This is a genomic window from Rahnella bruchi (assembly GCF_003614975.1).
In the GTDB taxonomy this organism is placed as follows: Bacteria; Pseudomonadota; Gammaproteobacteria; order Enterobacterales; family Enterobacteriaceae; genus Rahnella; species Rahnella bruchi.
Genome location: NZ_QZWI01000012.1, coordinates 88,257 through 113,114, shown reverse-complemented (window position 1 = coordinate 113,114; position 24,858 = coordinate 88,257). Strand labels below are relative to the sequence as shown.

The window sequence follows — 24,858 nt, the reverse complement described above, 5'->3', positions numbered from 1 at the left end:
AATTCTTAATTGCTAACAAAATCTTTACGTTGTCCTAAAAACAGCCATCGAAGCTTTTAGGGATAATGTATTTTTGACTGATATTGAAAATCTCTGGTTGAAGGTCATTTTTCAGCTGTTTTCTCCTCATTAATACTGCGAAACCAAGAAATCTATGCTGCCGACTGCCTCGTCTCGTTCCAAAAAACGCACTTTCGTGTGGGTTATCGTCGCCATTATCGTTGCTGCGATCCTGGTCTGGTTCTTTGCTTTCCACCAGAGTGCCTCTGATCCTGCTGCTCATAAGAAGCCGGGACGTGGCGGCATGCGCGCGATGCGCGGGCAGATGATGGCCGGAATGGCAACGCCGGTGCAGGCCGGAAAAGCCACGCAGGCCGATGTGCCGGTCTATCTGCGCGCGCTGGGTACCGTGGTGGCCAATGCGACAGTCACCGTGACCAGCCGGGTGGATGGTCAGCTGATGAAGGTGTATTTCACCGAAGGGCAGAAAGTCGAGCAGGGGCAGTTGCTGGCGCAAATTGACCCGCGCAGCTATCAGGCGACGCTTGAACAGTATCAGGGCGACCTGGCACAGAATCAGGCGCTGGCGAAAAGCGCGGAGCTGACGCTGGCGCGTTACCGTAAACTGTATGCACAGGATTCCCTTGCGCGTCAGGATCTGGAAAGCCAGATCGCCACCGCCGGTCAGTACGCCGGTGCTGTGAAAGCCGATCAGGCGCAAATCGCTGCCGCCAAACTCAACCTCGAGTTCGCCAAAATTACCGCACCGGTCAGCGGCCATGTCGGTCTGCGTCTGGTAGATCCGGGCAATATGGTGACCAGCAGTTCCACCACCGGCATTGTCACGATCACTCAGACCCAGCCGATTGCCGTAACGTTCAGCGTGCCGCAAAGTAATCTGCAAACTCTGCTCAAAGCGCTGCGCGGCGGCAATCAGTTACCGACCACCGCTTTTGATCAGGGCGGCAGTGAAGTGCTCGGCCAGGGCAAACTGCAATTTATCAGCAACGAAATTGATACCAGCACCGGCAGCATCAAGCTGAAAGCGCTGTTCGATAATGCCGATGAAAAACTCTACCCGAACCAGTTTGTGAACGCCCGCTTGCAAGTGGCGACGCTGAAAGACGCTACGGTGGTCCCGGCGGCAGCATTGCAGCTGAGCAGCGATGGCAATTTTGTCTATGTGGTGAACGCCGACAGCACCATTGAGCGGCGCAGTGTGAAATCCGGCCCGGACTTTGGTGACGCTCAGGTGGCGATCCTGTCAGGGGTGAAACCGGGTGAGCAGGTGGTGACCACCGGGATCGACCGCCTGAACAACGGCACGAAAGTGGAGATTGTGACGCCAAATTCTGGCGAAGCTTCGGCAGCGGGCGGTTATTCCAAAGAGCGCCAGCAGAGCGGCGGAGTGGATAAAGCCACAACAGGCGCTGACAAAACTGCTGTCGCCCCTGATGCAGCCCCAAATAAAGCCGGTAAAGACAGCGGGTCTAAATGAATCCTTCACGCCTCTTTATACTCCGGCCGGTCGCGACCATTCTGCTGATGGTCGCCGTGCTGTTGTCGGGGGTTTTCGCCTACAACATGCTTTCGACCTCGGCGCTGCCGCAGGTCGATTATCCGACCATTCAGGTGACGACGTTGTATCCGGGAGCGAGTCCGGATGTGATGGCGTCGGGCATTACCGCACCGCTTGAGCGTCAGCTCGGGCAGATGGCGGGGCTGAGCCAGATGTATTCCACCAGCGCCAGCGGTTCTTCCATTATCACGCTGAAATTCTCGCTGGATTTGTCCCTCGACGTAGCGGAGCAGGAAGTGCAGGCGGCTATCAATGCCGCCGACAGCCTGCTGCCGAACGATTTACCGAATCCGCCGACGTATAAAAAAGTGAACCCGGCGGATGCTGCGGTGCTGACGCTGGCGGCGACCTCTGAATCGCTGCCACTGACCAAAGTTCAGGATCTGGTGAATACCCGCGTGGCACTGAAACTGTCGCAGATTTCCGGCGTCGGTATGGTCACGCTGGCGGGCGGTCATCAGCCTGCGGTTCGCGTGCAGGTCGATCCGCGTAAACTGGCGGCGCACAATCTCAGTCTGGAAACCATCAATACGCTGATCGGGAACAGCAACGTCAACGGTTCGAAAGGCGGTTTCGATGGCCCGAATCATTCGATAACTATTGATGCCAATGATCAGCTGCGCACCGCCGATGAGTACGGCAACCTGATCGTCAATTACGAAAACGGGGCGGCATTGCGTCTGCGCGATGTGGCGACGCTTTCTGAAGCGCCTGAAAACCAGTACCTGTCAGCCTGGGCGAACAAACAACCGGCGATCATTATCAGTGTGCAGCGTCAGCCTGGCGCCAACGTAATTCAGGTGGTGGATGCGATTAAAGCGCAGCTGCCGAAATTGCAGGAAGCGCTGCCGGAATCGGTCAAAATCAGCGTGATTTCCGACCGTACGCAAACCATCCGTGCCTCGATCAGTGACGTCCAATTCGAACTGCTTCTCTCTATCGCGCTGGTAGTCATGGTCACCTTCCTGTTCCTGCGCAATGTCGCCGCGACGCTTATTCCAAGCGTTGCCGTGCCGCTCTCGCTGGTCGGCACCTTTGGCGTGATGTATCTCTGCGGTTTCAGTCTTAACAACCTCTCGCTGATGGCGCTGACTATCGCCACCGGTTTTGTTATCGATGACGCCATCGTGGTGGTCGAGAATATTTCGCGGCGGCTGGAGGAGGGTGAAACCCCGATGCAGGCGGCCCTGAAAGGCTCGCAGCAAATCGGCTTCACCATTATTTCCCTGACGTTCTCGCTGATTGCCGTGCTGATCCCGCTGTTGTTTATGGGGGATGTGGTCGGGCGGTTGTTCCGCGAATTCGCCATTACGCTGGCGGTCTCGATTCTGGTGTCGATGGTGGTTTCGCTGACGCTCACCCCGATGCTGTGCGCTTATCTGCTGCGCCATACGCCGGAAGAAAAACAGAGCAAGTTTTACCGCAAAGGCGGCGAGTTCTTCGACAAAATGATCGCCGGTTACGACCGCATGCTGATCGTGGTGCTTAATCACCAGAAACTCACTTTGCTGGTCGCCGCGGCCACCTTAGTATTCACAGCGCTGCTGTATGTGATTGTACCCAAAGGCTTCTTCCCGTCGCAGGATACCGGGATGATCCAGGGGATCACCCAGGCGTCGCAGGACGTATCCTTCAGTGAAATGGGGCGTCGCCAGCAACTGCTGACTGCCGCCATTTTGCAGGATCCGGATGTGGAAAGTGTCTCTTCCACCATCGGTGTGGATGGCAATAACACCAGCCTGAACAGCGGTCGTTTGCAGATCAGCCTGAAATCCTTTGATGAACGCAGCGAGCGCGCACCGGCGATCATTGCGCGTCTGCAACAGGAAACGGCAAATGTGCCGGGCATCGAACTTTACATGCAGGCTTCGCAGGACCTGACCGTTGACGATCAGGTGACGCCGAGCCAGTACCAGTTCACCCTCGATGATTCTGACAGTGAAAATCTGGTGGAGTGGACGCCAAAACTGATTGAAAAACTCAGTGCTCAGCCGGAGTTCAGCGAAGTGGTCAGCAACCTGCAAAATCAGGGGCAGATTGCTTACGTCGAACTGGACAGAGACGCCGCCGCCCGTTACGGCATAACCGCTTCTGACGTGGATACCGCGCTGTACAACGCATTCGGCCAACGGCTGGTTTCCACCATCTTTACGCAGGCCAACCAGTACCGCGTGGTGCTGGAAGTGGCGCCGCAGTTCCAGCAGTCACCGGCCTCTTTTGATGACGTCTATCTGGCGACTAACAACAGTTCGTCGACCAGCGGCACGGCGGCGACCACCACCACCAGCACGTCCACGACGTCCGACAGCGGTAACCCGACCACCAATTCCGGTGCGACCAACGGCATGATCAAACTGACGTCGATCGCCAAAATCCACATGCGTACCGGCGCACTGTTACAGGCGCGCCTCAATCAGTTCCCGGCGGTGACCATCTCCTTTAACCTCAAAGACGGGTATTCGCTGGAACAGGCGCAGCAGGCCATTAAAACTACCGTGGCCGATATCGCCATGCCGGACAGCATCACCCTGCGCTATCAGGGCGCAGCGGCCTCGTTTGAAAGCGCCACCGGCAACACGCTGTGGCTGATCCTTGCCGCGCTGCTGACCATGTATGTGGTGCTCGGCATTCTGTACGAAAGCTTTATTCATCCGGTGACCATTCTTTCCACGCTCCCGTCGGCGGCGGTGGGGGCGTTACTGTCGCTCATTTTCGCTGGAACCGAGTTCAGTCTGATCGCGCTGATCGGGGTGATCCTGCTGATCGGTATCGTGAAAAAGAACGCCATCATGATGATCGACTTTGCGCTGGATGCGGAAAACAAACAGGGGCTTTCGCCGCGCGAGGCCATTCATCAGGCCTGTTTACTGCGTTTTCGTCCGATCATGATGACCACGATGGCCGCGCTGCTGGGCGCACTGCCGCTGATGCTGGCCAGCGGATCCGGCGCGGAACTGCGCCAGCCGCTGGGGCTGGTGATTGTCGGCGGTCTGATTTTCAGTCAGATCCTGACACTGTTCTCCACCCCGGTGATCTACCTGATGTTTGACCGGCTTTCTCACCGCCTTAATCCGCGTCATCGCCGTTCAGCGAAGCAGGCGGAATAAATGAATATTTCGCGTTTCTTCATTTTCCGTCCGGTCGCCACGATGCTGCTGACGCTGGCGATACTCCTGCTCGGTTTGCTCGGGTATCGCCTGCTGCCGGTTGCGCCGCTGCCGCAGGTGGATTTCCCGACCATTCTGGTCAGCGCCAGTCTGCCCGGTGCCAGCCCCGAAACCATGGCGGCAACGGTGGCGACGCCACTGGAAAGGGCGCTCGGGCAAATCGCCGGTGTGTCGGAAATGACCTCGCGCAGTTCGCAGAGTTCGACCAGCGTCATTTTGCAGTTCGATCTGGATCGCGACATCAACGGTGCAGCCCGCGACGTGCAGGCGGCGATCAACGCTTCCCGTGCGTTACTGCCGAGCAGCATGCCGTCGCTGCCGACTTATCGTAAAGCCAACCCGTCGGATGCGCCGATCATCATGCTGGCGCTGACGTCGGCCACGCGCAGCAAAGGCGAACTTTACGATATCGCCTCGAGCCAGCTGCAACAGAAAATCGCGCAGGTGAACGGCGTCGGGCAGGTTTCTCTGGTGGGTTCTGCGCTGCCGGGCGTGCGCATCGATTTACGTCCGGAAGCGGTGACGTCTTACGGCATCTCCCTCGACACTATTCGCACCGCCATCGCTGACAGCACCAGTAACCTGCCAAAAGGGCTGCTGCAAGGCTCAGATCAGTCGTGGATGATTGAGGGTAACGGTCAGCAAAGTACCGCCGCGCAGTACAAAACGCTGATCGTCACCTATATCAACGGCTCGGCTATTCGCCTGAGCGATATCGCCAATGTGTATGATTCGGTCGAAGACAAATACAACGTCGGTTATTACAACAGTACGCCGTCGGTGATGATTGGCGTGACGCGCCAGGCTGGCGCGAACATGCTGGAAACTATCGAAGCGATCAAAGCCGCGCTGCCGCTGATGAAAGAAAGTCTGCCCGGCGACGTGCAGCTCAATCTGGCGCTCGACCGTTCGCCTAACGTTTCTGCTTCCCTGCGTGACACCGAAATGACGCTGCTGGAAGCCACGCTGCTGGTGATCGCGGTGGTGTTTGTGTTCCTGCGTAACTGGAACGCAGTGCTGATCCCCGCCGTGGCGCTGCCGGTTTCCCTGATCGGCACCTGCGCGGTGATGTATCTGCTCGGCTACAGCCTGGATAACCTCTCGCTGATGGCGCTGATTATCTCCACCGGTTTTGTGGTCGATGACGCCATCGTGGTGCTGGAAAATATTACGCGGCATATTGAGGAAGGGCTGGGGCCGGTGCGGGCGGCGTTGAAAGGCGCGCAGGAAGTCAGTTTTACCGTGCTCTCAATGACGCTTTCTCTGATCGCGGTCTTCATTCCGATCCTGCTGATGGGCAGTATCGTCGGACGTCTGTTCCGTGAGTTTGCGGTCACGCTCAGCGTATCGCTGATCATCTCCATGCTGGTGTCGCTGAGCCTGACGCCGATGCTGTGCGCGCGTTTCCTTAAGCGCAAGCCGCCGGTGGAAAAACGTCAGCCACGCATTTACCGCATGATTGAACGCGGCCTGAACAACCTGCTGGCGGCATATTCCGCCGCGCTCGGCTGGGTGATGCGCCATCAGCTGATCACGCTGGTCGGCCTGTTCCTGACGATCCTGCTTAATTTTTATCTTTATACCGTGGTCGAAAAAGGCTTCTTCCCGGATCAGGACACCGGCATGCTGATGGGCATGCTGCGTGCGGATCAGAACACGTCGTTCCAGTCGATCCAGCCGCAGGTGCTGAAATACAGTAAGATCATTCAGGACGATCCGGCGGTGGATGCCGTGATGAGTTCGGCGGGCAGCGGCGGTTTTGGATCACGTAACACCGCAACGTTCTTCGTACGTCTGAAAGATTTCGACAAACGCACTGCGACGGCTAATCAGGTCGCCAACCGTCTGATGATGGCGACCGGCAAAGAACCGGGCGCGCAGCTGTTCCTGATGGCCGCGCAAGATCTGCATATCGGCGGACGCAGCGCCAATGCGCAGTATCAGTACAGCCTGCAATCTGACGATCTTTCCGTGCTGCGTGAATGGGCGCCGAAAGTGCAGAAAGCGCTGGCAAAATTGCCGCAACTGACCGGTGTGGATTCCGATGCGCAGACCGGCGGTCAGGAGATCATGCTTAATATCGACCGGGATCGCGCGACTCAGCTCGGCGTGAACGTGAAAATGATCGACACGCTGCTTAATAACTCCTTTAGCCAGCGGCAGGTAGCCACCATTTACAAAACGCTGAACCAGTATCACGTGGTGATGAATCTGACGTCTGACTACACCAGTAATCCCGATGTCCTGCATCAGCTGTATGTCGTAACTGATTCCGGTAATCAGGTGCCGCTGTCGGCTTTCGCCACGTTCAGCGGAGCCAATGCGCCGCTGTCGGTTTCCCATCAGGGGCAGACGGCGACCACGACCATTGCGTTTAACCTTGCCGACGGTTATGCGCTGGAAGATGCGCAGGCCGCACTGAAAACGACGATGGCGCAGATTGGTTTGCCGGATACCGTGCATGGCAGTTATGCCGGTACCGCACAGGCGTTTCAGGCACTGGCCAGCTCTATGCCGTGGCTGATTCTGGCGGCGCTGGCGGCGGTCTATATTGTGCTCGGCGTGCTGTATGAAAGTTATATTCATCCGCTGACGATTCTTTCCACGCTGCCGTCCGCCGGGCTTGGCGCGCTGTTGCTGATGCTGGTGACGGGGACGCAACTGACGGTGATCGCACTGATCGGGATCCTGCTACTGATCGGCATCGTGAAAAAGAATGCGATCATGATGATCGACTTCGCACTCGACGCCGAAAGGCGGCTCGGCCTGACGCCGCAACAGGCGATCACCCAGGCGTGTCTGATGCGTTTTCGCCCGATCCTGATGACCACGCTGGCCGCGTTCTTCGGCGCATTGCCACTGGCGCTGGGCAGCGGAGGCGACGCGGATCTGCGCAGTCCGCTGGGGCTGGCGATTGCAGGCGGATTGGCGCTGAGTCAGATCCTGACCTTATTCACCACGCCGGTCGTTTACCTGTATATGGATCGCACCAGCCGCGCAACGCATCGTCTGTGGCACCGCCTGCGTCCTAACGCGACGCCTCCGGAGGCCAGTTCTCATGACTGATCACACTGAAACTCATTACCCTGAAGCGAATCTGATGACTCTGCAAAAAACACGTTCTATGGTGTTCCGTCTTGCTCCGCTGGCGCTGGCACTTCTGGTCAGCGCCTGTACTGTCGGCCCTGATTACCAGCGGCCGGACGTTGCTATGCCCACGGCATTTAAAGAGGCCAAAGGCTGGACGGCGGCGATCCCGAAAGACAATCAGCCCAGAGGCGAATGGTGGTCAGTGTATCAGGATCCTGAGCTCTCATCGTTGCTGACGCAGGTGCAGATTTCCAACCAGAACGTCGCGCAGTACGCCGCGCAATATCGTCAGGCGCAAGCGCTGGTGACGCAGGCGCGTTCCGACTTATATCCTTCTGTGGATGCAACGGCTGGCAGCACGCGCAGCGGTACCTCGACGTCCGCCACTAACAAACAAACAGCAGAACTGAGTGCCAGCTGGGAGCTGGATCTATGGGGCAAACTGCGCCGTACGGCAGAAGAACAGGACGCCAGCGCGCAGGCCAGCAAGGCCGATCTGGCTGATGCGACGCTCAGTGCGCAATCCGAACTGGCGCAGGATTATTTCCAGCTGCGGGTGATGGATCAGCAAATTGCGTTATATAAGCAAAGTATCGATGCCTATCAGCGTTACCTGACGGTGATCCAGAATCAGTACGAAGGAGGTAACACCTCACGCGCCACGCTGGCACAGGCGCAGACTCAGCTGGAAAGCACTAAAGCTTCGGCGCTGGATCTTCAATGGCAGCGCGCCCAACTGGAGCATGCTATCGCCGTGCTGATCGGCAAACCACCGGCGCAGTTCAGCCTCGCCGCACGCGACGTCAAACTAAACCTGCCTGCGATGCCGGATGCGATTCCGTCGCAGCTGTTGCAGCGCCGTCCTGATATTGCCGCTGCCGAACGCACCATGGCCTCATCCAACGCCGCAGTCGGTGTGGCAACTGCCGCGTACTATCCGGATCTGACCCTGAGCGCCAGCGGCGGTTTCGCCAGCTCCGCATTCCATAATTTGTTCTCGTTGCCGAACCGCGTCTGGTCTTTAGGCCCCGAACTCAGCCAGACGGTACTGGATTTCGGGTCCACGCGCGGCAAAGTGGCGCAGGCCGAAGCCGCGTATGACGCCGACGTCGCCGGCTATCGCCAGAGCGTGTTAACCGCGATGCAGGAAGTGGAAGATTATCTGGTCGAACTGCATACGCTGGACAGCGAACGTGTCGCCCGTCAGAACGCCGCCGATTCCGCCAAAGAATCCGCGCGCGTCACCAACAACCAGTATCAGGCCGGGATGATCGATTATCTGGATGTCGCCACAACCGAGAACACCAGTCTGACGCAACAGCAAAGCGTCCTGTCACTGGTCAGCACCCAGATGGTCACCAGCGTCAAGCTGATCGCCGCGCTGGGCGGCGGCTGGAACGGAGATGTGGGTAAGTAGGAGAGTTTGAATGATCTCTACACCAAGGAGGTAAACAAGAAAATAGTTTCTGGCCAAATTGATTATGGCCTGTAGGTTTATATTGATGCGGGAAATTATTGTTTTCATTAATTCGTTTAAATTAGTGTAAGTCGATTTACTCAAGGCGGAGTAAAAATATGAAAATAGCTATACCCGCTTACTTATGGCTTAAAGATGATGGTGGCGCTCCAAAAGATCACTTCTGGTTAAAGCCAGGTGTAGGTTATGCGAAAAGAACGGGTTCTTAAGAAACGCAATTTTTTGGTTCCTGCACTCTTTGCGTTTGTGATGATCGCATGAGTCATTCACTTTCTTACATATTCATTCGATAACGGAAGTTATCAAGCAAACATACATCTGGACGCTTCACCTTATTAAAATAAACGCGGTGGGGGCTTTGATTTACTTATTTTTTCACTCATAAAACATCTAAATAGTTTAACGGGCTTAATATAAATAATTAGCCGGTGTGACGGCAGGCGAAAATGCGTGAATATTAAGATATTGGAATGATGGCCGCAGAAAAGGTGCGGGAAAAATATTATCGCCGTATTTGCAGATACATTCAGTACAGCTCCTCCTCCTGCCAAGGGGGAGGTTGAGTGTGGGTATTCAAGACAAGTCGGTGGTGGCATGTTCAACGATTCAAAACAGAAAGAATTACGCAAAGGTCTGCGAGGAAATCTCACTTATCCAGAGTTTGTTTTATGGCAGGCGATTCGTTGCAAAACGCTGGGTGTTAAATTTCGCCGTCAGCATGGGATCGGGCGCTACATTGTGGATTTTTACGCCCCGGAAATTTCGCTTGTTGTTGAGCTTGATGGTGAAAGTCATTTCAGTGAGAAAGGGATGGCAGCGGATAAAATCAGAACGGAGTTTCTTTGTGATTCGGGAATGAAAGTTATCCGGTTTACGAATCTTCAGGTTATGCAGGAATTACCTGAAATTCTTGAACATTTGCGATGTGAAATTGCACAACGGAAGACAATGTTAACTTTCTGATTTTATTTGTAAAACCCCCTCCCAACCTCCCCCTTCGCAGGAGGAGGAGTTAAAAGCCCGATCGGCTCCGCCTCTGTTGCAGGGGTTGGAGTAGAAACTGGGTCAGCTCCCTCCCCTGCGAAGGGGAGGGTTGGGGTGGGGTATTAATGGCTACGCGGAGTAAAAATTCCCACCAAAATAATTTTTTATCAGTATTTAGTCAGCTATCTCTTCAATATTACATTTCATCTTATCTATCAATAACTTGATTATCCTCCCTTAGCGTTTATCCCGTTTTGGGATAATTCTTCTGCCGGTTTACTCTTCCTGCGTAGACGTTTTATTTACTCATCACTCAGGAAAGGATCCTCCATGAACAAATCACAGAATCATACCGACTGGCATCAGGCAGACATCATTGCGGCATTGCGTAAACGGGGTACGACGCTGGCAGCGGTATCGCGCAGTGTGGGATTGAGTTCATCGACGTTATCGAATGCGCTGTCGCGGTCGTGGTCGAAGGGGATAAGGTGATTGCACAGGCGCTGGATGTGCATCCGAGCGTGATCTGGCCGAGCCGTTATTTTGATGCGCGGGGGGAGCTGGTGGAGAAAGTTCTACGTGGGAATAAGCTGACGCAACAGGCGGTTCGAGAAATGAAGAATCAGAAGGGTATGTTCACGGCGGATAGTATTGAACAACTTAAAAACAGTCTGCGCTGGTGAGTCTGTTCTCTTAAACAAAAACGCCGACTTCCGCCGGCGTTTCCATTCACTCAAAACCTTACTCCTTCCATCCCCCGCCCAACGCCTTATACAAACTGATGTCCTGATTCAGTTGGGCAAGCTGGGTGGTGATCAGCGTTTGCTGGGCGGAGTACAGGGAGCGTTGCGCGACCAGTACGCTCAGATAGTTGTCGACACCGCCTTTGAAGCGCATCTGCGAAAGATCGTAGTTGCGCTGGTTGGCGTCGGCGTCCTGCTGGCGGGCCAGCAGTTCGTCTTTGTAGGTCGCCTGACCGGCTAAGCCGTCGGACACTTCTTTGAACGCCGTCTGAATCGCTTTTTCATAGTTGGCGACGTCAATTTTTTTGGTGTCCCTGGCGATGTCGAGGTTGGCCTGATTCACGCCGCCGTCGAAGATCGGGATATTGATTGAAGGCATAAATGACCACGCGCCGGTGCCGCCGTCGAATAGTTTGCTCAGGCTGCCGCTTTCTGAACCGGCGGTGCCGGTCAGCGTGATGCTCGGGAAGAACGCCGCACGCGCCGCGCCGATGTTAGCGTTAGCCGCTTTCAGCGTATGTTCCGCCGCGATGATATCCGGACGACGGGTCAGCAGGTCAGATGGCAAACCGGCCGGTGTCTGCGGGAATTTCCAGTTCTGTTGCAGGGTGGCGTTGGCCAGCAGACTCTGCGGAATAGTTGTTCCGACCAGCAAGGTCAGCGCGTTCACATCCTGTCGAACCTGGCGGGTGTACTGCGCAATATCGGCCTGTGCTGCGCGCACCGTGGTTTCGGCCTGCACCAGATCCTGCGAGGTGCTGATGCCGGAATCGTAACTGCGTCTGGTCAGTTCGTAGGATTTGTTCTGGCTGTTGGCGGTGTTAATCGCCAGCTTCAGCAGATCGTTATCCGCCGCCAGACTCAGGTATCCGGAAGCGACTTCAGACACCAGCGAGATTTGCGTCGCGCGCTGCGTCGCCTCTGTCGCGAGATACGTTTCCAGCCCCTGATCACGCAGACTGCGCACGCGACCAAACAGGTCAACTTCATAAGATGTCACACCCAGATTGGCGCTGTATTGCTGATACGTCACCGGCCCGGTGTTTTGCGTCGAATACAGTCCGCCCGGCAGATGCTGGTTGGTTTCACCGGCGCTGGCGTCGAGTGTCGGCAGCAGGGCCGCGCGGTCAATCTGGAAAGCGGCGCGTGCAGTATCAACGTTTAACGCCGCGACCCGAAGGTCGCGGTTGTTCTTCAGGGACAGGTCAATCAGCTGGTTCATCGCCGGTTCATTGAAGAATGCTTTCCAGCCGATATCCTCTGCGGCGCCGGTTTTGGCACCGTCCCAGTTGCTGGCGACCGGTAACGCAGGGCGCTGATAATGCGGTTCCATCGTACAGCCCGCCAGCAGGGTGAGTGAAAACGCGCCGATAAGTGACAGCGCGAAATGCGGTTTATTCATGGTGTGTTGCCTCAGACGCAGGAAGCGCTTTTTCTTGTTTTTTCGATTTTCGGGTGAACAGATTCACAATCGTGACGTAGAACATCGGCACGAAGAAAATCGCGAGGAAGGTCGCCGTAATCATCCCGCCGACCACGGCGGTACCGATGGAGTGCTGGCTGCCCGCGCCCGCGCCGCTGGAAATCGTCAGCGGGAAGACGCCGAGGATAAAGGCCATTGAGGTCATGATGATTGGCCGGATACGCAGCTTGGCCGCTTCGATAGCCGCTTCCGTCACCGACATTCCTTCGTTCTCATGCAGCTCTTTGGCAAACTCGACAATCAATATGGCGTTTTTCGCCGCCAGCCCGACGGTGGTTAACAGGCCGACCTGGAAGAAGACGTCATTCGACAACCCGCGCAGCAGCACGGCGCCGATGGTGCCTAAGATCCCCAGCGGAACTACCAGCATGACCGAAAACGGAATCGACCAGCTCTCATACAGCGCCGCCAGGCACAGGAACACCACGATCATCGACAGGCTATAAAGCGCCGGGGTTTGTGATCCGGAAAGTTTTTCTTCATAGCTCAGGCCGTGCCATGCCACTTTGTAGCCCGGTGGCAGTTTGGCCGCGATTTCCATGACTGCTTCGTTGGCGTCGCCCGAGCTGTAGCCCGGTGCCGGTGCGCCCATCAGCTCGACGGAAGACACACCGTTGAAACGCTCGTAACGCGGTGAGCCGTACACCCATTTACCGCTGCCGAAGGCGCTCCACGGCACCATATCGCCGCTGGAATTACGGAAATACCAGTTGTTCAGATCTTCCGGCGTGACGCGGGAAGCCGCCTTGCCCTGGATATAAACGCGCTTAACGCGGTTGTTGTACATGAACTGATTCACGTAGGCCGAACCCCAGGCCGCCGACAACGTATTATTGATGTCGTCGAGGCTCAGACCCAGCGCCTGCGCGCGTTCATCGTCAATTTCAAGCTGATATTGCGGCTCATCTTCCATTCCGTTCGGACGTACAGCGGTCAGACGTTTGTCCTGTGAGGCCATTTGCAGAAACTGATTACGCGCTGCCATCAGGGCTGCGTGACCCTTGCCGTTGGTGTCTTGCAGGAAGAAGTCGAAACCGGTGGCGTTACCCAGTTCCATCACCGCGGGCGGAACGAAAGCAAACACGCGGGCGTCTTTGATGGTGGCGAAATGCGCCATCGCACGCCCGGCCAGCGCCTGAACTTTCTGCGCAGCGTCCGGACGTTTCGCCCAGGTTTTCAGCTGCACGAAAGCGATACCGACGTTTTGACCACGTCCGGCAAAGCTGAAACCGTTAGCGGTGAACACCGAGGAGACAATGCCGCCTTCCTGGGACATCAGGTATTCACGCACGTTGTCCAGCACCTGCTGGGTGCGCTCCGCCGAGGCGTTGGCAGGCAGGGTGGCCTGAACCAGCATCACGCCCTGATCTTCATCCGGCAGAAAAGTGGTCGGCACGCGGGTGAACATAAACCCGGTGGCGATCACGATCAGCAAATAGATGCACATGAACAGACGGCGGCGGGAGATAACTGTTCCGACGGCGCGGGTGTAGCGCATCGCGCCTTTGTCGAAGTTACGGTTGAACCAGCCTGCGAACCCTTTCTGCGATTTTTCCTCGTCGTTGTGTCTGATGATGGTGGCACACAGCGCCGGGGTGAAAATCAGCGCCATCAGTACCGAAAGCGCCATCGCAGAAACGATGGTGATGGAGAACTGACGGTAGATAATCCCGGTCGAACCGCCGAAGAACGCCATCGGCACTAATACGGCTGAGAGCACCAGCGCGATACCAAACAGCGCGCCCTGAATTTGCTTCATCGATTTGATGGTGGCTTCTTTCGGCGACAGCTTATCTTCCGTCATCACACGTTCGACGTTTTCCACCACTACGATGGCGTCATCCACCAGCAGGCCGATGGCCAGCACCATGCCGAACATCGTCAGGGTGTTAATGGAATACCCCGCAGCCGCCAGAATACCGAAAGTACCGAGCAGAACGACTGGCACCACCAGCGTGGTAACCAGTGTCGCGCGCAGGTTTTGCAGGAACAGCAACATCACGCAGAACACCAGCACGATGGCTTCGATCAGTGTTTTCACCACTTCTTCAATGGACGCGCTAACCACCGGCGCGGTCTGGTATGGGAACTCCACTTTCACGCCAGCTGGCAGGGAATCTTCCAGCCCGGCAACGGTGGCTTTCACCGCTTTGTCGGTATCCAGTACGTTCGCGCCGCTCGCCAGACGCAGGGCGATAGCGGTAGACGGTCTGCCGTTAAAGGTGGAGGAAATCGAATAACTTTCCGGCCCCAGATCCACATTCCCGACATCACTCAGACGCACCTGAGAACCGTCGGCATTCACTTTCAGCAGCACGTTTTTGAACTGATTAATGCTGTCGAAACGGGTTTTCCCGATGATGGTGGCGCTGACTTTACTGTCTTTGACCGTCGGCAGACCGCCGAGGGAACCGGAGGACACCTGCACGTTTTGCGCTTCAATCGCCGCGCTGACATCACTTGGGATCAGCTGATATTTATACAGTTTTGCCGGATCGAGCCAGATACGCATTGCGTACTCTGAACCGAGCACCAGAAAGTCACCGACGCCTTTGGTACGCACGATCGGATCTTCCAGTTTAGTGACCAGCAGGTTACTCAGATCCGAGTTACTCATTTTGCCATCGGTCGAAATCAGGCTGACCAGCAGCATGAAGTTGGCCTGATATTTGGCAATGCGTATCCCCTGATTGACCACTTCGGTCGGCAACTGCGACTCGGCCAGTGAGACTTTGTTCTGCACCTGAACCTGCGCGATATCCGGGTTAGTTCCCTGATCGAAGGTGGCAATAATAGTGGCGCTGCCGTCGCTGTTACTTTGCGATTCGATGTAGCGCAGGTTATCCAGCCCGTTCAGTTGCTGTTCGATGACCTGAACCACGGTGTTCTGCGCCGTTTCCGCCGAGGCACCCGGATAAGTGACGCTGACGGAAATCGCCGGAGGCGCGATATTCGGGTACTGGTTTATCGGCAGTTTCATAATCGACAGCGCACCGGCGATCATGATGACGATGGCGACAACCCAGGCGAATATGGGGCGGTTAATAAAGAAAGTAGACATTCAGCTCACCTATTGCGCGGAGGGATCGGTCATCGCGAGATTAGCCTGTTCGGCAGGGGCGCTGGCTTTGCGCTCGGTGGCGTTCACTTTGGCGCCAGGCCTGGCGTTCTGTAAGCCGTCGGTGATGACTTTGTCGCCATCATTGAGCCCCTGATTCACTAACCAGTTGCCGTTCATCATCTGACCGGTGGTGACCGAACGTTGCTCAACGGTGTTATCGGCTTTCACCACATACACATACGGCGCGCCTTTCACGTCATGCATGATGGCTTCCTGCGGCACCAGAATGCCTTTATCATCAACGCCTTGTTGCAGCTGTGCATGAACAAACATGCCCGGTAGCAACTCGTCGTGCGGGTTAGGGAAGGAGGCGCGCAGGGTCACGGAACCGGTACTTTGCGAGACGGTGACTTCAGAGAATTCCAGCTTGCCCGGCAGGGCATATTTGCTGCCATCTTCCAGCGTCAGGGTGGCCTGTGCAGCGTTGTCCCCGGCGGATTGCAATTTGCCGGACGCCAGCGCACGGCGCAGTCTAAGCAGATCCTGCGAGGATTCGTTCACATCGACATAAATAGGATCCAGCTGGTCGATGGTGGTCAGATACGCCGTCTGGCCGCTGGTCACCAGCGCACCTTCGGTGTAGAGCGAACGGCCAATGTGGCCGGAAATCGGCGCGTAGACCTTGGTGTATTGCAGATTCACGCGGGCGGTTTCGACATCCGCAGCGGCTTCGCGCTCGGCGGCGACTGCATCGTCATATTGCTGGCGGCTGACGGCCTGTGCATCAACCAGCGGTTTGTAACGGCGGGCGGTGGCATCGGCGCTTTTCCAGGTCGCCATCGCGCGATCGAATGCGGCCTGATAGGTCGAAGGATCAATCTGGTAAAGCTGCTGACCCGCTTTGACTTCGCTGCCTTCCACAAACAGACGTTTTAGGATCACGCCGTTCACCTGAGGACGGACTTCGGCGCTGCGCACGGCCGTGGTACGGCCCGGTAGGCTGGTAGTGAGGGCAACGGGCTGGCTGTGTAAAGTGACGACATTGACCGCAGGTGCCTGGACCGCCGGAGATGCAGAACCGGCGGAACCGTCACATGCCGAAAGCAGTACAACTGTACTGACAGAAAGAAACTTCAGGCGCATAGAATTCACTCTTTTTGGAAGATTGAGAATAACCATTCTCAACAAGTCCTCCACTATACGAGAGCGCCAGAGTTCCCTGTGTAAGGATATTGTCATCAGCCATGAGTCGATGTTTCGAAATATGAAGAAAATGTTGCCGTATAATCCATTGAAATTATAGGGTTTTAAACTTTTTGTGCAGTGGTAAATGGTAGAGAAGTCGTTACTTAGCAAACTAATTTATAGTTCTTAAGAATGATAACCAGTTAAATATTCTAAAAGTGAATGAATTGTTGGTGGTTAGAAAAGTGTGATGCAGATCAAACAATTTTATACATTTTAACCTGCTGCTTACCAGAAAAGGCTGAAGGATCGCGGCAACTGCCGTTACCTTAAGGGCCGAGAGCGAGCAGTTCTCCTATTTGCTTGTTGCCAGCCGTTCTGAACGATGGTCAGTCGCAACCCCCGTGCCCACAGTCCGATGTGGGCTTTTTTTTGGCTGCTATCCCAATCCGCTTTTCCCCCACAAAACTGTGATCCCTTTCATACTCCTGACTGCTATGTCTATACAACTATACATTCTGTGACTTAACTCAATTAACGGCTTATTTTTAGCCAGCTAATTGAGGGACGACAGATGATAAAACTTGGCAGCAAGGTGCATGATCTGGGCAAGGCCCTGATGACGCCTATCTCGGTGATTGCCGCCGCCGGTATTTTCTTAGGGCTGGCGGCGGCGTTGCAGAATCCGGCCGTCACCGGTGAAGCCTTCACGCAGATGAAAACACTGCAACTGGTGATCGGGTTTATCCGCCAGGTTTCCGGCGCGTTGTTCGCCAATCTTCCGCTGTTCTTTGCCGTCGCTACCGCGATGGGGCTGGCCAATGCAGAGAAAGCCACGGCGGCTTTTTCCGCCGTGATCGGCTTTGTCGGGTTGCATGTCGGGGTTAACTACAGCCTGCTGGCACAGGGGATTACGCCGGACACCATAACCGTCGCCAAACTCACGGCAAAAGGCATGACGGAAAGTGATGCGATGATTTACGCCGCCGAGTTCACCAATACGCTGGGGATTTTCACCTACAACATGAGCGTGCTGGGCGGGGTATTGGTCGGCTTAATTACCATGTGGTTGCATAACCGCTTTTACACCATCGTGTTACCGACCGCTGTGGCCTTTTTCGGCGGACGCCGCTTCGTGCCGATCATCACCATCCTGGTGCTGCCGATCGTCGGTGTGCTGATGTCGCTGATCTGGCCGACGGTCGCGCTGGGGATCCAGTGGATTGGTGAATTGATCGGACGCACCGGCGAGATCGGCACCTTTATATATGCCACGTCGGAGCGCTTGCTGATCCCGACCGGTTTACATCACATCATTAATGAAACGGTGCGTTTCACGCCGATTGGCGGGGTAACGACGGTGGATAATCAGAGCATTGTCGGTGCGCTGAATATCTTCAATGCCGCGCTGGCGAATCCTGGCATGATCCCGGATGCGGTGACGCAGCAGGCGACGCGTTTCCTGGCGCAGGGCAAAATTCCGGTGATGATGTTTGGCTTACCGGCGGCGGCGCTGGCGATGTATCACTGCGCCAGACCGGAACATAAGGGCCGCGTAAAAGCGCTGATGCTGGCGGGCGGGCTGGCATCGTTTACCACCGGCATCACCGAGCCGCTGGAGTTCTGCTTTATCTTCGTCTCGCCGGTGCTGTATATCCTGCACGCGGTGCTGACCGGCCTGTCATTTGTGCTGATGCAGATGCTGCATGTGATGATCGGTAACGTACAGGGCGGGGCGATCGACTTCCTGATCTTCGGTGTGCTTGGCGGCAGCAAAACGCACTGGTGGTATCCGCTGATCCTCGGGATTATCTACGCGCCTGTTTATTACTTCAGTTTCCGCTGGGTTATCTTGCGCATGCAGATCAAAACGCCGGGGCGCGAGGATGAAAACGATGCTGAAGAACGCGCGAAACCTGCGCAGGGAACCGGAGAGAAAACCAAAAATATCATTATCGGACTGGGCGGTGAGGGAAATATTACGGCGGTCGATTGCTGCTTTACCCGTCTGCGCGTGAAGGTCAAAGATATGGCGCAGGTGCAGGACGGAACGTTAATGAAAACCGGCGCAGCGGGGGTCAAGAAGATAACAGACACCGATGTGCATGTGATTTATGGCCCGCAGGTTGAGCAGGTAGCGAATCTGGTGAAAGCTGAGCTGTCGGGCATTGCCTGACGGCAGTTAACCTTTGACTTTGGCATGGACGCTGAAGCCATAGTTTTTCTGGTTGTAATAGACATCCGACACTTCAAACAGCGAACCGTCAGTGAAAGAAACCACCGCGTGCGAGTGCAACACCGGCTGGTCTCGTGACAGATTCAGCGCGAGGCGGATTTCGTTGGAAGGCAGTTCGGCGGAAATCAGTTTTGTGCTTCCCGCAGGCTGAAAACCTTTGGAACGGATATAGGCATATTTCGAGGCGGTCATGGCGGCGCGGTTAATATCCGGAAAATTATCGGCGCGCATCCAGCATTGTTCATACACAAACGGCTCGTCGCCCAGCAGACGCAGGCGGATCATAAAATACACGTCCGTGCCGGCAGGGATATTCAGCTCAAGGGCGATATCCTCGCTGACCGGTATCCGGCGAAATTCCAGCACCTGATTTTCAATCCGCTGGTTATTTTCCTGCGCGACTTCGCTGGCGGTGAGATGCCGGTCGAGCGGTAAGATGATTTTTTGCTGTTTCGGCGGTTCGACCACAAAAGTACCGCGTCCGCGAAATCGCGCCACACGCCCCTGACGGACCAGATAATCCACAGCTTTGCGCGCGGTCATGCGCGATACGCCGCAGATTTCGCAGAGTGCCGCTTCGGTTGGGATCGGATCGCCAGGTTTGATTTCCCCCGCGCTGATTTTTTCAGTCAGTTGCTGCTCAATTTGCAGGTAAAGCGGGGTGAATGAGTTCTTATCTATCTTCATTAAAGATAACCTCCGATCCCTTGAGAATTTCACTTAAGAATAATTGTATAGTCGGCTATACAAATCAGCCAGCCACCCTGTTGATTTTCTGTCCAAAATGGGTTTCAGCACACAAAAAAGAAAGGTTGCTGACATCAGCAACCTTTCTTCATTTTTCAGCCACTTCGCAGCGGCTTCAGTCGTTATTCAGGCAGCAGCGCGCTGGACGTAAATCCACACGGACCGTTTTCCTGATTTTTGAATCGCCAGCAGTGCTGATGATATTTCGCCACGGTATTTCGGTGCGCGACGCTGATAACCGACGTCTGCGGCAATTCGCTCAGCAGCAGAGCGTATACCTGTTGCTCGGTTTCGTCATCCAGCGCGCTGGTGGCTTCGTCGAGGAACAGCGTGTCCGGCTGGATCAGCAGAGCGCGGGCGAAGGAAAGACGTTGCTGTTCACCCGGAGACAGGCGCTGGCTCCAGTTGGCGTAATCATCAAGGATTTCAACCGAGGCCAGATGCGGCAGGCGGCACTGTTCCAGAACCTGTTGCAGGCGTTCATCGGTATATTCACGGCTGGCATCAGGATAACTCAGCGCGTCACGCAGGGTGCCAATCGGGATATAGCTGCGCTGCGGCAGGAACAGATAACGCTTACCTTCCGCCAGGGCGATATTACCGGAGCCATAAGGCCAGATACCGGCAATGGCACGCAGCAGAGTCGATTTACCACAGCCCGAAGGACCGGCAATCAATACGCGTTCACCCGGTTTCATCGATGCAGACACATCACAGAACAGCGGATTACCGTTTGGCAGATTCAGCGTGAGTTTATCGAGTTGCAGGGCGTGTTCGCTGCTCTGACCGACTTTGATCCCGCGTGGCTGCGCATTGACCTGATCGATAGCGGCGTTGAAACCGGCAAGACGGTTAACCGTGGCTTTCCAGTTGGCCAGATCGGTAAAGGCATCGATAAACCAGGACAACGCCCCCTGTACCTGTCCGAATGCGGAGGCGATTTGCATCAGGGCACCCATCTGGATTGCACCGGCGAAATAGCGCGGGGAAGCCACCAGAATCGGGAAGATATTGGCAAACTGTGCGTAAAAGTTGGACGCTACGTTCAGGCGACGGGTCACACGCATGATTGACCACCAGTTGGTTTTGATGGATTCAAACTTGCCGGTCAGCTGGTCGTGCTCGTTTTTCTCACCGTGATACAGGGCGATCGCATCGCTGTTTTCGCGGATACGGATCAGGCCAAAACGGAAGTTCGCCTCGAACCATTCCTGATTAAACCCGAGTTTTACCAGCGGCTTACCGATATACCAGATAATGAAGGAACCGACGGCGGCGTACAGCAACGCGAACCACAGCATGTAGCCGGGGATTTCAAAGTGATGTCCCGCCAGCATGAAGTTCAGCGGGCCACTGATCGACCACAGAATAAACACGAACGAGAACAGCGTCACCACGCTCGACAACAGCCCGAGCACCAGAGAAAGAGTCCCGCTGGTCAGGGCATTCAGGTCATCTGAAATACGCTGATCGGGGTTATCCACCTGATGCTGATACTCCGTGTAATAATAGGCGTGATTGGTCAGCCACTTCTCCATATACTCTTCGGTCATCCAGCGCCGCCAGCTCATTTGCAGGCCCTGCGTCAGATACACTCTGTAGATGGCAATCACGATGAACAGTAGCGCCAGCCAGGTAAATTTCCACAGCTGCGCTTTGAATACCGGATAGTTTCTGTTTTGCAGCGCGTCATAAAACACGCGGTTCCATTCGTTAAACTGCACGCTGAGATACACGCCAGCCAGCGAAAGGATGATGATAGTGGTCAACATGCCCCAGGCTCGCCACTTTTCTTCTGAGCGCCAGTAAGGCTTAATTAACTGCCAGACGGCGCCCCATTGCGCCGATTTCCCAGGTTTTTTAGTCATAATAGCCATGTGTAATCGATATGTTGTGAAGCCAATCATCCCAGAATGAGTGGCTCAGTGCGATAGGGCAATGAGCCACTTGTAAGGATGTTTTTCCAGCACGAAGCTCTGTAGACCACAAAAGTAGAAGGATGTTTGATGAAAGTCGCAGTGAATTTACTGTTGGTGGCAGGATGTTTTGCCAGTGCTCAGGCGCTGGCCCAGATTGATGAACCTGATATTGATGCGGATTGCGTAAAAACGGGCATTTATGCTGCTGCCGGGAAAGTCGCGTATCAGCAGGGAGATCTCGCCAACGCGCGTGAAATTTTCCGTAATCAGGTCGCCTGGAGCGAGTTTTGCCACAAGCCGCAGGATCAGATAGCGACTGCATACAACAACATTGCGCTGACCTACATAAAGCAGGGTGATTATCTGAAAGCCAAAGCCTGGCTGATGCTGGCACCTGCTGACAAAAAATCACAACACAACCTCGGTCTGATCCAGTCAAAACTCGAGGCAATACCGCAGGCTGAGAGTCCGGCAGGCATTTACTGGCAATATGCCGGTTTTGGCAGCTGGAATATTCTGGAAGTGAAAGGCGAGGAAGCGCAGTTCAAAATCGATTTCAGTGGCCTGTATATGGGGCAGATGTCTCTGTATTACGGCCCGAATACCGGCGAGTTTTCGGTGGTGACGGCAATCAAAGATAATCACGCGATTTACCACGAAGCCGATGACGCCTCTGCCGGTAGCGGCGAGTGCAGTGTGGACATGAATTTCGACCCGCAGAATGTGAAGCTGCATACCACCGGCGACTGTGGTTTTGGTCACAACGTACAGGCCGAAGGCGGATTTGTGCGGGTAGCGCAGTAAATTTGAATAAGAGCAAACCGGGCCAATTGGGTTGGTTTGTGCTCCCTCCCCTTCGAAGGGGAGGGAGCCGAAGGGATCTGTTTCTACGCCTGAGGATCTACCACATAAGGACCGAAGCAGTTGTCTTCAGGATCGCTTTGGAAGAACATCAGAATCAGATTGAAGACCGGGCACAGCACCCACCAGCCGCTGTATCCTGCATCGTGATTACGACGCACGGCTAATGCCAGGCTGGGAAGGAAAATGAATAATGAGTAAAGCAAAGACGTTAAATATTCATCACCAAACATCATGGCAATAATACTCACACCAATTGAAATAAGAATATTGAATAACACGAACCACCAATACTCTCTTCTTTGTGCTCGCCCAGAAAAGTTAGCGTAATTTTTAATTGCCTTCAAATACCAATTCATAATAATCCTTTATATAAAGTTAATTCAGGCTCACCTCTGTGTATGACAGAGTCCGTATGCCTGGAAGTGGAGAGGGATGTGATCCGGCAGAAGTCTAATATGAGGGGCTTGCGGGTTCAATTTTTAATTAACAGGTTGTTATTTCTGAATAATTACTTTTCAGTTCTTTTTGGAAACCAGCAAGGGTAAGTGCGTGATAAATATTAATACGTTTGTTTTTTCATTTTTTTAAAATAAAAATCAGCGGGGAGTAATTCCGCCGCTTTGATTGGCTAATTATTTATAAATAATATCTATTAAAGCCACTGCATTTCGCCCTTCAATACTTTCGCGCTCAGTTCTAATGACGAATCATCCTTAAGTTGCGGCCCCCAGAAAGCCACTTTTCGGTCTTTAGTGGCATTGATCTGATCCACCGTCGCCTGCGTAGCCACCACTTTTGCTTGCGGGAAGGCGGCGCGGATCGCATCCAGCCCGAAGTAGAAATCAGGGTCTGACAGGCTGATGTAAACCGTGGTCAGTTTTTTGCCGCTCGCTTTGATCATCTCCACCCGTTTTTCAGCGTCATGGCGCTGGAACTGCGCGTCGATCAATACCGCTTTTATCGCATTTTCTGCAATGTATTGTTATGTAAAGACTAATCCTGGTGCCGGGTGTTTTTCAGGCAGTGAGGGCACAGACTGCGTCTGGTCAAAAGTGTGATCAACGTGGTATTTAAGCCAATCCGGCGTAATGCCGGAGCCTTTACTCATAACTAAAAATATCCGGAGTTTTTATGCCTGTCGCACTCCTGGCACTGGCGCTCAGCGCGTTTGCCATCGGTACCACCGAATTCGTCATTATGGGGTTGCTCCCCAACGTGGCGGGGGATCTGAATGTCAGTATTCCTTCTGCAGGCTGGTTAATCAGCGGATATGCACTGGGCGTGGCGATCGGCGCACCGATCATGGCTGTGCTGACGGCAAAACTGCCGCGCAAGAAAACCCTGCTGCTGCTGATGAGCATCTTTATTTTCGGCAACGTAATGTGCGCGCTGTCGTACAGCTACGGTTTCCTGATGCTGGCGCGCGTGATCACGGCACTGTGTCATGGCGCCTTCTTCGGGATTGGCGCGGTGGTAGCCGCCAGTCTGGTGGCACCGAATCGTCGTGCTTCGGCGGTGGCGCTGATGTTCACCGGTCTGACGCTGGCAAACGTGCTGGGCGTTCCGCTCGGGACTGCGCTCGGTCAGGCGATGGGCTGGCGCTCAACGTTCTGGGTTGTGGCGATTATTGGCGTGGCCTCGCTGTTTGCGTTGTATAAAAAGCTGCCGGATAAGAAAGAAGAAGAACCGACCGATCTGCGCAAGGAAATCCGCGCGCTGCGCAGTCTTGGATTGTGGCTGTCGTTGTCGATCACCATTTTCTTTTCGGCGGCGATGTTCGCGCTGTTCACCTATATCGCGCCAATCCTGACGCAAATCACCGGTGTGTCTGAGCATGGCGTCAGCTGGACGCTGCTGCTGATTGGCCTCGGACTGACCATCGGTAACGTGCTTGGCGGGCGACTGGCGGACTGGCGTCTGGGCATTTCGCTGACTATGACTTTCCTGATGATCGCGATATTCTCCGTGCTGTTCAGCTACACCAGTGTTCATCTGGTGGCCGCCGAAATCACGCTGTTTATCTGGGCGATGGTGAATTTTGCCGCAGTGCCTGCGTTGCAGGTAAATGTCGTGACTTACGGCAAAAATGCGCCAAATCTGGTTTCCACGCTGAATATTGCCGCCTTTAACGTCGGTAACGCACTGGGTGCGTGGGTTGGCGGAGCAGTGATTGAACGCGGAATGGGGCTGAGCACCGTGCCTCTGGCGGCGGGCGGACTGGGCGCAATCGGCTTCGTGCTATGCGTGATCACTTTCCGTCGTGCGGCGAAGAAAGCGGTAAAAGTAGCGGCGTAATCCAGCTACTGAACATTGTAAAGGCCAC

At 54.8% G+C, this 24,858-nt stretch carries 14 protein-coding genes and 2 pseudogenes; 9 read left to right on the top strand and 7 right to left on the bottom strand.

Annotation, left to right across the window (positions count from 1 at the left end; all coding sequences use genetic code 11):
• Window positions 1-154: 154 nt before the first annotated feature.
• The 6 genes and pseudogenes from D5398_RS18535 to D5398_RS18510 all read left to right on the top strand — a co-directional run.
• Entirely contained in the window at window positions 155-1,498 is a 1,344-nt protein-coding gene (locus D5398_RS18535; RefSeq protein WP_120508945.1) for an MdtA/MuxA family multidrug efflux RND transporter periplasmic adaptor subunit, read from the top strand.
• A complete protein-coding gene (locus D5398_RS18530; protein ID WP_120508944.1) occupies window positions 1,495-4,686 on the top strand; it encodes an efflux RND transporter permease subunit in 3,192 nt (1,063 codons plus the stop codon). Before D5398_RS18535 ends, D5398_RS18530 begins: the two co-directional genes overlap by 4 nt.
• Window positions 4,687-7,812 (top strand): efflux RND transporter permease subunit, encoded by a 3,126-nt coding sequence (locus D5398_RS18525; RefSeq protein ID WP_120508943.1) that lies wholly within the window; start codon window positions 4,687-4,689, stop codon window positions 7,810-7,812.
• Window positions 7,805-9,253: an efflux transporter outer membrane subunit gene (locus D5398_RS18520; RefSeq protein WP_120508942.1), complete on the top strand. Its 1,449-nt coding sequence runs from the start codon at window positions 7,805-7,807 to the stop codon at window positions 9,251-9,253. Before D5398_RS18525 ends, D5398_RS18520 begins: the two co-directional genes overlap by 8 nt.
• A 654-nt stretch (window positions 9,254-9,907) precedes the next feature.
• Window positions 9,908-10,276 carry an endonuclease domain-containing protein gene (locus tag D5398_RS18515; RefSeq protein ID WP_120508941.1) on the top strand — a complete coding sequence of 123 codons (369 nt, stop codon included), beginning with the start codon at window positions 9,908-9,910 and terminating at the stop codon, window positions 10,274-10,276.
• Between the two features lie 351 nt (window positions 10,277-10,627).
• A pseudogene (locus tag D5398_RS18510) lies at window positions 10,628-10,878 on the top strand (helix-turn-helix domain-containing protein); the annotation flags it as partial.
• Between the two features lie 160 nt (window positions 10,879-11,038).
• On the opposite strand, the gene D5398_RS18505 reads toward D5398_RS18510, so the two are convergent.
• Genes D5398_RS18505 through D5398_RS18495 form a run of 3 tightly spaced genes read right to left on the bottom strand, consistent with a single transcriptional unit; the run spans window position 11,039 to window position 16,727 of the window.
• Window positions 11,039-12,442: an efflux transporter outer membrane subunit gene (locus D5398_RS18505; protein WP_120508940.1), complete on the bottom strand. Its 1,404-nt coding sequence runs from the start codon at window positions 12,440-12,442 to the stop codon at window positions 11,039-11,041.
• Window positions 12,435-15,584, bottom strand: coding sequence for an efflux RND transporter permease subunit (locus tag D5398_RS18500; protein WP_120508939.1), 3,150 nt, complete (start codon window positions 15,582-15,584; stop codon window positions 12,435-12,437). Before D5398_RS18500 ends, D5398_RS18505 begins: the two co-directional genes overlap by 8 nt.
• A 9-nt stretch (window positions 15,585-15,593) precedes the next feature.
• Entirely contained in the window at window positions 15,594-16,727 is a 1,134-nt protein-coding gene (locus D5398_RS18495; protein ID WP_120508938.1) for an efflux RND transporter periplasmic adaptor subunit, read from the bottom strand.
• A gap of 616 nt (window positions 16,728-17,343) precedes the next feature.
• Here D5398_RS18495 and D5398_RS18490 point away from each other — a divergent pair.
• Entirely contained in the window at window positions 17,344-18,945 is a 1,602-nt protein-coding gene (locus tag D5398_RS18490; RefSeq protein ID WP_120508937.1) for a PTS transporter subunit EIIC, read from the top strand.
• Between the two features lie 6 nt (window positions 18,946-18,951).
• Here the strand turns inward: D5398_RS18490 and D5398_RS18485 are convergent, their stop codons facing one another.
• Both D5398_RS18485 and D5398_RS18480 read right to left on the bottom strand, forming a co-directional pair.
• Window positions 18,952-19,692, bottom strand: a complete 741-nt coding sequence (locus D5398_RS18485) for a GntR family transcriptional regulator (protein WP_120508936.1) — start codon at window positions 19,690-19,692, stop codon at window positions 18,952-18,954.
• A 182-nt stretch (window positions 19,693-19,874) separates the two neighbouring features.
• On the bottom strand, window positions 19,875-21,629 hold the full coding sequence (locus tag D5398_RS18480; RefSeq protein WP_120508935.1) for an ABC transporter ATP-binding protein/permease: 1,755 nt from the start codon (window positions 21,627-21,629) through the stop codon (window positions 19,875-19,877).
• 129 nt (window positions 21,630-21,758) lie between these two features.
• On the opposite strand from D5398_RS18480, the gene D5398_RS18475 reads away from it, so the two are divergent.
• Window positions 21,759-22,475, top strand: a complete 717-nt coding sequence (locus D5398_RS18475) for a tetratricopeptide repeat protein (RefSeq protein WP_120508934.1) — start codon at window positions 21,759-21,761, stop codon at window positions 22,473-22,475.
• A gap of 83 nt (window positions 22,476-22,558) precedes the next feature.
• Here the strand turns inward: D5398_RS18475 and D5398_RS18470 are convergent, their stop codons facing one another.
• Together D5398_RS18470 and D5398_RS18465 are read right to left on the bottom strand one after the other, a co-directional pair.
• On the bottom strand, window positions 22,559-22,891 hold the full coding sequence (locus D5398_RS18470; RefSeq protein ID WP_120508933.1) for a DUF805 domain-containing protein: 333 nt from the start codon (window positions 22,889-22,891) through the stop codon (window positions 22,559-22,561).
• A 347-nt stretch (window positions 22,892-23,238) separates the two neighbouring features.
• A pseudogene (locus D5398_RS18465) lies at window positions 23,239-23,493 on the bottom strand (MBL fold metallo-hydrolase); the annotation flags it as partial.
• A 173-nt stretch (window positions 23,494-23,666) separates the two neighbouring features.
• On the opposite strand from D5398_RS18465, the gene D5398_RS18460 reads away from it, so the two are divergent.
• Window positions 23,667-24,830, top strand: coding sequence for an MFS transporter (locus D5398_RS18460; protein WP_120508932.1), 1,164 nt, complete (start codon window positions 23,667-23,669; stop codon window positions 24,828-24,830).
• The last annotated feature ends 28 nt before the right edge of the window (window positions 24,831-24,858 follow it).

Coding starts and splice junctions, on each gene's coding strand:
- D5398_RS18535 (WP_120508945.1), top strand. CDS start 155: ATGCTGCCGACTGCCTCGTCTCGTTCCAAAAAACGCACTTTCGTGTGG.
- D5398_RS18530 (WP_120508944.1), top strand. CDS start 1,495: ATGAATCCTTCACGCCTCTTTATACTCCGGCCGGTCGCGACCATTCTG.
- D5398_RS18525 (WP_120508943.1), top strand. CDS start 4,687: ATGAATATTTCGCGTTTCTTCATTTTCCGTCCGGTCGCCACGATGCTG.
- D5398_RS18520 (WP_120508942.1), top strand. CDS start 7,805: ATGACTGATCACACTGAAACTCATTACCCTGAAGCGAATCTGATGACT.
- D5398_RS18515 (WP_120508941.1), top strand. CDS start 9,908: ATGTTCAACGATTCAAAACAGAAAGAATTACGCAAAGGTCTGCGAGGA.
- D5398_RS18505 (WP_120508940.1), bottom strand. CDS start 12,442: ATGAATAAACCGCATTTCGCGCTGTCACTTATCGGCGCGTTTTCACTC.
- D5398_RS18500 (WP_120508939.1), bottom strand. CDS start 15,584: ATGTCTACTTTCTTTATTAACCGCCCCATATTCGCCTGGGTTGTCGCC.
- D5398_RS18495 (WP_120508938.1), bottom strand. CDS start 16,727: ATGCGCCTGAAGTTTCTTTCTGTCAGTACAGTTGTACTGCTTTCGGCA.
- D5398_RS18490 (WP_120508937.1), top strand. CDS start 17,344: ATGATAAAACTTGGCAGCAAGGTGCATGATCTGGGCAAGGCCCTGATG.
- D5398_RS18485 (WP_120508936.1), bottom strand. CDS start 19,692: ATGAAGATAGATAAGAACTCATTCACCCCGCTTTACCTGCAAATTGAG.
- D5398_RS18480 (WP_120508935.1), bottom strand. CDS start 21,629: ATGGCTATTATGACTAAAAAACCTGGGAAATCGGCGCAATGGGGCGCC.
- D5398_RS18475 (WP_120508934.1), top strand. CDS start 21,759: ATGAAAGTCGCAGTGAATTTACTGTTGGTGGCAGGATGTTTTGCCAGT.
- D5398_RS18470 (WP_120508933.1), bottom strand. CDS start 22,891: ATGAATTGGTATTTGAAGGCAATTAAAAATTACGCTAACTTTTCTGGG.
- D5398_RS18460 (WP_120508932.1), top strand. CDS start 23,667: ATGCCTGTCGCACTCCTGGCACTGGCGCTCAGCGCGTTTGCCATCGGT.